Genomic DNA, 9,859 nt, shown 5'->3' on the forward strand with positions numbered 1-9,859 from the left:
ATGGATATCGTAAACACCCGCTTCCAACAACTCATTGACAGCATGCGCGCTTACCACGCTGCTGAAGCAGATATTGCTATGGTGGAAAAGGCGTATGCCTTGGCTTGCCGCGCCCATGATGGGCAAGTGCGCAAGGACGGCGTTACGCCGTTTGTTTCACATCCACTGGAAGTAGCGCTCATTGTACTTGATATGCAACTTGATGCCGAAAGCATTGCAGCGGCGTTGCTACACGATGTGATTGAAGATTGCGATTACAGTTACAACGATATCAAGCGCAGCTTCGGCCACTCGGTCGCCGGCTTGTGCGAGGGACTGACTAAACTATCACGCATCAAATATTCGACTGAGCAAGAACAGCAAATGGAGGATTTGCGCAAAATGTTCCTTGCGATGAGCAAGGACATCCGCGTCATTATTATTAAAATTGCCGACCGCCTGCACAACATGCGCACATTGGGGCACCTTGCCGACGAGAAGCGGCGGGCGACCTCGCGTGAAACCATGGAGATTTACGCGCCGTTAGCGCATCGGCTTGGCATGCAAAAATTCAAACTTGAACTGGAAGACTTGGCGTTGATGTACTTGGATCCCGAGGGCTATCGTGAAATTTCTGAGGGATTGCAGGCATATGGGCGGAATTTTGATGAACTTTTGGTCGATGTTGAGCGGAAGTTGCGCGAACGGCTTGATGATATGGATATTGAGGCGAAAATCGAGGGGCGCGTCAAGCACATTTATTCAATTTATCGCAAAATGTATGGGCAAAATAAACAATTACAAGAAATCAACGATCTGTACGCCATCCGTGTCATCGTTGAAACTGTCGCCGATTGTTACCATGTGCTGGGCATTATCCATGAACTCTACCACGGCATACCCGGGCATTTTAAGGATTATATCTCCATGCCCAAACCCAATATGTACCAATCGCTGCACACGACGGTACTCGGACGCGAAGGCATTCCGTTTGAAGCACAAATTCGAACATGGGATATGCATCAGACTGCCGAATACGGCATTGCGGCACACTGGAAATATAAGAGCGGCGAAACGAGCGCCGAAAGCGTTGACCAAAAACTCGAGTGGGTGCGGCGACTCATCGAACACCAAAGCGATGTTGATGCTGAGGATTTTATCTCTTCGGTTAAGGTCGATATGTTCGCCGACGATGTCTTTGTATTCACCCCCAAAGGCGACGTTATCAATCTGCCTGCCACGGCAACCGTCATTGACTTTGCGTATGCCATTCACAGTGAGGTGGGCAATCGTATGGTCAACGCCCGCGTCAACGGCAAGCAAGTCAACTTTGAAAGCTATCGTTTGCAGACGGGTGATATTGTCGAGATTGTCACCAACAAGGCACGTGAAGGCCCGTCGCGTGATTGGCTCAATATCGTCACAACCAACGAAGCACGGAGCAAGATTAAGCAATGGTTCAAGCACATGCGGCGCGATGAAAACATCGCCACCGGACGCGAGCGTTTGGAGGATGAATTAAAGCGCGCCAATATTCCGCTGGCAACCGTCATGCAAAACGATGTTATTCCCGTTATCTTGGAAAAGCTAAAGTATCGCACGCTCGACGACTTATATGCTGCGGTAGGGTATGGCGGCACATCGGCAGGGCGCGTGCTCAACCGTATCCGCGATGAATTGATCCGCCTAAAAAAATTGGGTGCGCCCGAGCCTTCACTCCCCACCCCGCCCTCTTCGCCTCATGCTTCACGCTCACAAAAGTCCAATATGGGTGTGATTGTCGAAGACATCGGCAACTGTCAAGTTAAATTCGCGCGATGCTGCAACCCTATTCCGGGCGATGATATTATCGGCTTTACCACCAAAGGACACGGCGTCAGCATCCATCGCCGCGACTGCGAAAACGTTAAACCTGACAACAGTGGGCGCTGGCTTTCCGTGCATTGGGCCGCGCAGCCCAGCAACAATTACCTCGTCCCCGTGCAAGTCAACGGCCGCAACCGCGACGGTTTGGTCGCCGATGTCGCGTCGGCGGTCAATACTCTCAAAGTCAATTTCACTGCTCTCAAAGCCGCAGCAACGGTCAACGATGAGATGATCATTGACATTGTGCTGCAAGTGTCCAGCATTGAAAGTCTGCAATCGGTGTTGAGCCAATTGCGGCGGGTCGAGGGATGCCAAGACGTGCGGCGGGTGTAGGCTTCTCATCAACTTCGATGGGTCAATTCATCGCAGATATACTGTCACGACCGCAATTTGACATATGAACTGCTTTGAATGCCGTAACTACGATTACAATTGCTATCGTGCTGTTTATCGTGGACTTTGTTATACGTAAAGGACACACGCGATAAAGTACAGCAACTTCATCTCCCATAAAGACCGCAAGAGCGGTCTTATTTATTGCCAACTTTCCTCTTGCACTTAGCTTCGTCTTATGTTATAATATTATGTAAACAATGATACATACAATGAGGTGACGCTATGAAGCGGTTTATTTCCGCGCTATGCGCCTTGACGATAATGCTCACATCTGCGGCATCTGCCGTTACATTGCCCGAAACGACAGCCGGTTATGTCATCTTAGTTGAGACGACAAGCGGGCGTATTCTTTTTGAACACAACGCCGACGAACCTGCCTATCCCGCCAGCTTAACCAAAATTATGACCGTTATGTTGGCATTGGAGAACCTTGATTTAGATCAAGTGCTGACCGTCAGCAATACGGCATTGCAAAATTTAAGTCCTTATGGCAGTCACGCCCGCCCGCGCTTGATAGAGTATGAGCAGCTGACTGTGCGCAATTTACTTTACTCAGCTATGCTCGTATCAGCAAATGAGGCGTGCAACGTTTTAGCGGAAGCTGTGGCAGGCAGTGTGGAGGCATTTGTTGACATGATGAACGCCCGTGCACGCGAAATCGGCGCAAATAACACCAACTTCACTAATGCACATGGTTTACACGATATCGCACAAGTCACAACGGCACGAGATATGTACTTAATCACCATGGAAGCACGGCGTTTGCCTATGTTTTTGCAAATGGCATACACGGAAATCCATGAGCTCCCCCCTACCAACATGCACGACCAATCTCGCGTCTGGGTCAACACCAACGCACTAATCCGGCGGCAGCATAACCACCGTCCCGAAGCATTTTACGCGCCGGCCCGCGGTGTCAAAACAGGTTTCACCACGCCGGCCGGACATTGCTTGGTATCGTTAGCAACATTGGGCGGCTTGGAGCAATTGCTGGTCGTTATGGATGCCGGGCTGACGGACGAAAATGTCGGGCGACATTTCTTTGAGTCTCGACGGCTGCTCGAATGGGGCTTTAGCAATTTCGAACGGCGCGAACTGGTCAATCGCGGCCGGCCAATTATTTCCCAAGAAATCGCGGCCGGACACAATGCTGGCGACATCGTTCTGGTGACGCAAGATAATTTTGAAGATGTTATGCCAAACGACTTTGACCCAGATGATCTAATATTCCGTCCTGTTATTGACCAAGATGTCGGACAGCGAAATCGTGCCGGTGTGCTGATTGCGCCGGTTGAGCGCAATGATGTGTTTGGTCACGTCGAAATATGGGACGGTGAAGAGTTGCTGGGCACGATTCTGCTCATTGCCAATGCCAGCGTTGAACGTGCCGCCGGCGCATATTTCTCCATGAGGCTGTCCGAATTTTGGGAAGCGTATGGCACATGGTTGATTGTAGGCATAATTGCGCTGTTTGCACTGCTGATTTTCTATATCATTGTCACCATTCTGTATAATAAACGGCGGCGGCGCGAAATGACAAGAGGTGCATGGGCCACGGATCGTTGACATCCGCGTAGAAGATCGTATTGCAGCAGCATGATTGAAACTATTCGAAATTTGGAGGGAAGCTCTATGTTGTATTTCATAAAAAGCAGAGCAAAAACCATTTTTACAATTATCCTTGCCATTCTTTTGCTTGTTATGCTTTTAACATTAACGCAATATGGCAGCCATATAACCGCGGGCAGCGAAAACGATGGCGGTAACGCTTACACCGATCCCATGCCATATGCTCTATGCGACCAGCATGTGGAGTACGCTGCAGAAACATCTGAGTATGGATTGACTGAAACATATGCTCCTGAGGCCCACGGATATGAGGTCATGCCTGCTGACCTTGCCGCCCCGGACGCCGATATAAATAATAATCCAAGCGCTATAAACACACCAAGCAGCCCTGCCATCACTCCCGCACCACGCCCGAACACCCCATCGCCGCCCCCAAATACCCCATCGCCAACAAATCCTGCCAATAACAATAATATCACAAACAACCCAACACCTGCCCCCACGCAACGCCCAATCGCACAACCGACGCCTACACCAACCCCACAGCCGACACCTACTCCCGTGCCTGTGTCAACCCCGCAACCAACGCCTGCACCGCAGACTCGTATTGTGGCAGTTGTCAGTGACGGATGGGCGCAAGGCCGCGTATTTTATCCTGCAACGGCTGTTCACACATTTCTTGATTCTGTAGAAAATATCCTTCATGAGAATAGCTCCAGCACTTGGAGCACAATGACACAACAGCTCATCAATGGCGAATGGACGTTTTAACGGCCAAGGTTGATTTTATAACAAGAACAAAGACTTTGTTCATCTTTGTCACCGAAGCAGCGATTTGGGAAACACGCCAACAATTGCAATTGACTCTACCAACCAAAAGCGTGTCATAACCATACGAAATCACGCAAAGCCTTATATATCAATGTTGCGAACCCCTTGGGCATGGAAGGCACTGCAACCATGCGGGCTACAGCCGCAAGCAATGTTTACAAAATGCTTAATTTACGCTATTCATCTGTTCCGGTAAAATAGTTTTCAAACTCTCCCAATTCCAGAAGATTACCTTCTGTATCTCTAAACTTCACAGATTTTGAACCCATTTCTTTTGATTCAGGGACACCTATAAACTCCACACCTGCTTCCTTTAGTCGCTTGTAGTCCCTTTCGATATCATCTGTCGGAATCGTTAATGTAATTGTATCCGGTTGAGTAAACGCTTTTGGCGGTTCATATTTATCGTCATGCTTTGTCATCAAATTTGCGTCGAATATTGCAATACAAGGCGGTGTACCTTCTTGGGCAGAGAATGAAGCCCATTCACTATTTCTATCGCCCCATGATGGAATCAGTCCCATTTTTTCAGTATAAAAATCAAAACAAGCATCATAATCTTTCCAAACATTTATTGTAACTGCCAATTTATTAAAATTCATTTCATCAACGCTCCAGACATGTTAATATTTTTTGCTTTATTAGCACGAGCAAATCATATCACACGAAACACAACAACAGTATGTCTTTTCAAACATAAATCCTCTACCCTACATCGAAGCTAATTCAATCGCCGTATCGTACATACTCCGCTGCAAAGCACGCTTCATTTTCAAAGCCTCTTCAATGGCAAAATCCTGCATATTACCGTCAATAACACCGACAACGCGATTGCACTTACCTTCCAACATATTCAGCACCGCATGACGCCCCATACGGCTTGCCGTCACGCGGTCGCGAGCCGTCGGGCTGCCGCCGCGTTGGATATGTCCCAGTATCGTCACACGCGAATCAATGCCGGTCGCCGCACTGACATTTTGCGCCACCGTTTCGGCCTTGCCAAACCCCTCAGCGACGATAATCAAAAAGTGCGTCCGCCCGCGCGTCCGCTCGGCGCGAATTTTCTCAATCAATGTCTCTTCACACACATCGCTGTATTCCGGCACCAGCGTCGCCACCGCGCCCGTCGCAATGCCAACGTAGACTGCCAAATGCCCCGCATCACGCCCCATGACTTCAACAACACTGCACCGTTCATGGCTCTGCATGGTGTCGCGTAGCTTGTCAATGGCGTCAATCGCCGTGTTACAAGCTGTGTCGAACCCGATGGAGTAGTTGGTACAACCGATATCGTTGTCAATGGTCGCCGGCAAGCACATCATGTTGACACCCATACGCGACAAATCCAGCGCACCGCGGAATGTGCCGTCACCGCCAATAGCAACCACGCCGTCCAACCCTAAATATTTGCAGGCATTATAGCCTTTTTCCACGCCCTCGGGCGTAATAAACTCCTGGCAGCGTGCCGTAAACAGCGCCGTACCGCCCCGCGTCAGCAACCCGTTGACGTCGTTGCTTTTCAGTTCAATTACATCGCCGTTCAGCAGCCCATTATAGCCCCGGCGAATGCCCAAACAGTCAATATTGCGATGCCGCGCCTCACGCACAATGGCACGAATGGCCGCATTCATCCCCGGCGCGTCGCCGCCGCTGGTCAAAATCCCGATACGGTTCATTTATATAGCACCTCCAAGTCATATTGTCATATTATACTTGCCGCACGGCAATATGTCAAACAAGACATTTTCGACAAGCATTGACACCCCTTCGAATGCAGCAATTTTACTTCATACAGCACCTTATGATTGACAAAATCCACCAAGACAAAGGATATGCCCGCCAAGCAATGGTTAAAACTGAAGTAGTGTATGTGTTTTGATATTTCTGTAGCTGCACCGAATAAACATTTTCAGCAGTTTACAAGCCACCAATTTTCACAAACCCCTTGACAACCACTCCATCTTGTAATATACTGTCAGTCGCGCTTATTTTATTGTGAGTGCTATCCTTGCTGTCATCTATGACAGACATACGTCCATAAGGAGGTGTCAATATGGCACAAATCGAAGCAAAATACGAGAGCATTTTCATCCTCGACCCCACACTAGGCGAAGAGACGACACAAGAGCTGGTCAACAAGTTCAAGTCGCTTGCCGAAGCAAACGCTACATTGGTCAATGTAGACGAGTGGGGCAAACGCCGCATGGCGTATCCCATCAACGACCACCCCGAAGGCTATTACACACTGATGACGTTCACATCTAAGCCCGACTTCCCGGCCGAACTCAACCGCATTTATAAGATTACCGATGGCGTCATGCGCTATTTGGTCATCGCGGTGGAATAGGAGCATAGCGTATGTTAAACAAATGCATACTCATGGGTCGGCTGACCCGCGATCCGGTGCTGCGGCACACACAATCAAACACACCAGTGACATCATTCACACTGGCCGTCGACCGCTTCGGCAAAAGCAGCGAGCAAAAATCAGCTGATTTCATCGACATCGTCTGCTGGGAAAAACTGGCCGAATTTACCGCTAACTATTTCGTCAAAGGGCAGCTAGTGTCTATTGTCGGGCGCTTGCAACAACGCCAATGGGATGACAAAGAGGGCAATAAGCGCACTAGCTACGAAGTCGTCGCCAGCGAAGCGCATTTTGCCGAGCGTAAGCAGCAACAACCGCGCGATGATTACGGCAACCCTTATGCCACACCGTCGCAGCCTACCCCGCGCCCAAACAATGATTACTATGATAACCAGCCTGCCCCCGCGTCGCAGGCGCCGGTTGTCCCGGCTACCGATTCCACCGGCTTCACCGAGTTGATGGAAGACGACGGGCAATTACCATTCTAAAAGAAACTAAGCAATCACCACACCCTTAGACGACGCGCACCAAGCGTCCCTTGATTATAATTAAACCAAAGGAGAATCACACTCATGGATAATACAACTCCCGAAAAAGCTGAACGCCCCGCAGGCGAAACTCGTCCTGTGACAGATAGCCGTCCTGAGCGCTCGCCCCGTCCCGAAAGAGGTGAGCGCCCCGAACGCGGCGGATTTCGCCCACGCCGCCGCCGCAAGGTATGCCAGTTCTGTGCCGGCAAGGTACAGCACATTGATTACAAAGATGCCGCTAAATTGCGCACCTTTATGAGTGAGCGCGCCAAAATCCTGCCCTGCCGCATGACCGGCACCTGCGCCGCGCACCAGCGCCAATTGACAACGGCCATCAAAAGGGCTCGCCAAATCGCGCTGCTGCCCTACGTGGCCGACTAAAATTAATCCTTAAAAACAGGCATCGGACGGATGCCTGTTTTTTTGCAAATTTCCATCAATATTCTATTGCGATAATCACCTTTTTGTGGTATACTGACTGCAATTAAGAAAACAACTCACTACTTACAAGGGGGCATATCATGCTAACCGTCAAACCACGTTTCCAAATACGCCTGCTCGCCACTGCTTTCTGCATCGGGCTTGTCGTTTTTTCGACCTTTGGTATGATACGCCAACACATCCGCGCTAACATGGCAGCTGAAGAACGGTACGACCTTATTCAGCTCCACTCCCCACCGCCAAATATGACGGAGTGGGAGCCCGGCCGTGTGCCGGAAGCCGAGCCACCACCACCGGGATTAACGCGTGAACAAATCGTGGCACAAAACCGCCTGCGTTTTGCTGATATGTTGGCCATCAATCCTGACTTCCAAGGCTTCTTATACTTTCCGGGACAGCCTGACATGCACTGGCCTTTTGTCATGGGGCAGGACAATGATTTCTATCTCAACCGCGACTTCCACCGCCGAGTCACGCACTTCGGTGCTATTTTTGCCGACTATCGCGGTTATGACTACTTCGGCTGGAACAAGAACAATGTCCTTTACGGACACAACATGCGCGACGGGCAAATGTTCGGTCGTCTGTTGCGTTACGACTACAATATAGAGCATTTTAACAACTTCCCATTCATGATGACTGATGCTCTATCGGGCCATGATGCCTGGGTCATTTTTGCCGTCTACCGCGGCGAGGCGGAATGGGGCTACATTCAGCAAAACTTCGGCGATGATTATGAACGCTTGCAGTGGATGCTTGACGAAATCCAACGCCGCTCGCAAATCCAAGTCAATTTCGACGTCAGTGTTCATGATACATTCATTACGCTCTCAACTTGCGAATACGACTTTGAGGACGCACGTTTTGTCGTCCATGCCCGCCGTCTACGTCCCGGCGAAAGCGGTGAAAACGGCGCGTTTGCCGCCAACCCGCCTCGTGCTGAACGTAACACTAATATACAAGGCCCCAATATCACACTCATCGGGCTGGACGAGGTCAATCGCGATATGCTCCTGCCGACCATTTGGACTAATCCGCAACTGCGGCGGTATTTCTTAACCTATGTCAGCGAATGGGGCATTGAATATTACAGTTCCAATGACAATGTCCGCTGGCAGCCGCGCTTTTTAGCTTTTCGCGGTGAAATCAACATGCGGCGATTTACTTGGCTGTCAACTTTCCGCGACGGCCGCGATTACTGGATTGCTACCAATGGCTTAGACGGCGACACGCCGGGTATCAGCCTCCTCCATGCGCGCACACCAGCCGGCCCGTTTGAACGCCGCGGCGGCGCGATCACTCCGCAAGGTGTTGACGCACAATACCCGCTGCTCACTATGGTCGGTGGACGTATGCGCTTGGTTTATATCAATCGTTTCACCGGCCAAATGGAAGTGATCAATAGCAGCGGCGGCGAAGCGACCCGTATGATGGAAACGCCGGCTCACGCCCTATTGCGCCCCATGGCGCACTTTGCGGCTAACGGCGGATATTACCTCATATGGAGTGAAGTCATCCACCGCGTCGAAAATACAGGTGCCGGCTTCCAAAATGTCACGCACCGCAATGTGTTTATTGCCTTCAGCTACAACGGCGTTGACGAATGGCAAGAGCCTGTCGTTTTGCCGTTGCAGGAAATTGAACGTTTAGTGATTTATCAATCAACACGTGGCGAACGCCGTATGCTCATCCAATCACTAGACGGTAGTCTACGCGACCAGCTGTTCAACAACGCCTGGTTGCCATCGTCACGCCCACCGATTGCAGAACAAACACCCGAGCCAACACCGACACCCGAACCCGAGCCAACCCCAACACCGACACCCGAGCCAACCCCAACGCCAACACCCGAACCCGAGCCAACCCCAACGCCAACACC

Annotated in this window: 8 protein-coding genes and 1 pseudogene; 7 read left to right on the forward strand and 2 right to left on the reverse strand. The window is 50.4% G+C overall.

The window, feature by feature from the left end:
* The 3 genes and pseudogenes from FWE06_08355 (at position 1) to FWE06_08365 (ending at position 4,434) form a co-directional block, all read left to right on the forward strand.
* On the forward strand, positions 1–2,178 hold the full coding sequence (locus FWE06_08355; protein ID MCL2547182.1) for a bifunctional (p)ppGpp synthetase/guanosine-3',5'-bis(diphosphate) 3'-pyrophosphohydrolase: 2,178 nt from the start codon (positions 1–3) through the stop codon (positions 2,176–2,178).
* Positions 2,179–2,463: 285 nt separating this feature from the next.
* Complete coding sequence (locus FWE06_08360) at positions 2,464–3,807, forward strand: D-alanyl-D-alanine carboxypeptidase (GenBank protein MCL2547183.1); 1,344 nt, start codon at positions 2,464–2,466, stop codon at positions 3,805–3,807.
* 525 nt (positions 3,808–4,332) lie between these two features.
* Positions 4,333–4,434 (forward strand): annotated as a pseudogene (locus FWE06_08365) (alginate lyase).
* A 383-nt stretch (positions 4,435–4,817) separates the two neighbouring features.
* Here FWE06_08365 and FWE06_08370 read toward each other — a convergent pair.
* Together FWE06_08370 and FWE06_08375 are read right to left on the reverse strand one after the other, a co-directional pair.
* A complete protein-coding gene (locus FWE06_08370) occupies positions 4,818–5,243 on the reverse strand; it encodes a VOC family protein (protein MCL2547184.1) in 426 nt (141 codons plus the stop codon).
* 108 nt (positions 5,244–5,351) lie between these two features.
* Positions 5,352–6,317 carry a 6-phosphofructokinase gene (locus FWE06_08375; protein ID MCL2547185.1) on the reverse strand — a complete coding sequence of 322 codons (966 nt, stop codon included), beginning with the start codon at positions 6,315–6,317 and terminating at the stop codon, positions 5,352–5,354.
* A gap of 377 nt (positions 6,318–6,694) precedes the next feature.
* On the opposite strand from FWE06_08375, the gene rpsF reads away from it, so the two are divergent.
* From rpsF to FWE06_08395, 4 genes are all read left to right on the forward strand, one after another.
* Positions 6,695–6,988: a 30S ribosomal protein S6 gene (gene rpsF, locus FWE06_08380; GenBank protein MCL2547186.1), complete on the forward strand. Its 294-nt coding sequence runs from the start codon at positions 6,695–6,697 to the stop codon at positions 6,986–6,988.
* A gap of 11 nt (positions 6,989–6,999) precedes the next feature.
* Positions 7,000–7,497, forward strand: coding sequence for a single-stranded DNA-binding protein (locus FWE06_08385; protein MCL2547187.1), 498 nt, complete (start codon positions 7,000–7,002; stop codon positions 7,495–7,497).
* 138 nt (positions 7,498–7,635) lie between these two features.
* Positions 7,636–7,920: a 30S ribosomal protein S18 gene (rpsR, locus tag FWE06_08390; protein ID MCL2547188.1), complete on the forward strand. Its 285-nt coding sequence runs from the start codon at positions 7,636–7,638 to the stop codon at positions 7,918–7,920.
* 140 nt (positions 7,921–8,060) lie between these two features.
* Positions 8,061–9,859, forward strand: a 1,799-nt coding sequence (locus tag FWE06_08395; protein MCL2547189.1) for a class B sortase, incomplete at its 3' end; no start/stop codon positions are given.

Source organism: Oscillospiraceae bacterium (assembly GCA_009780275.1).
In the GTDB taxonomy this organism is placed as follows: domain Bacteria; phylum Bacillota; class Clostridia; order Oscillospirales; family UBA929; genus WRAI01.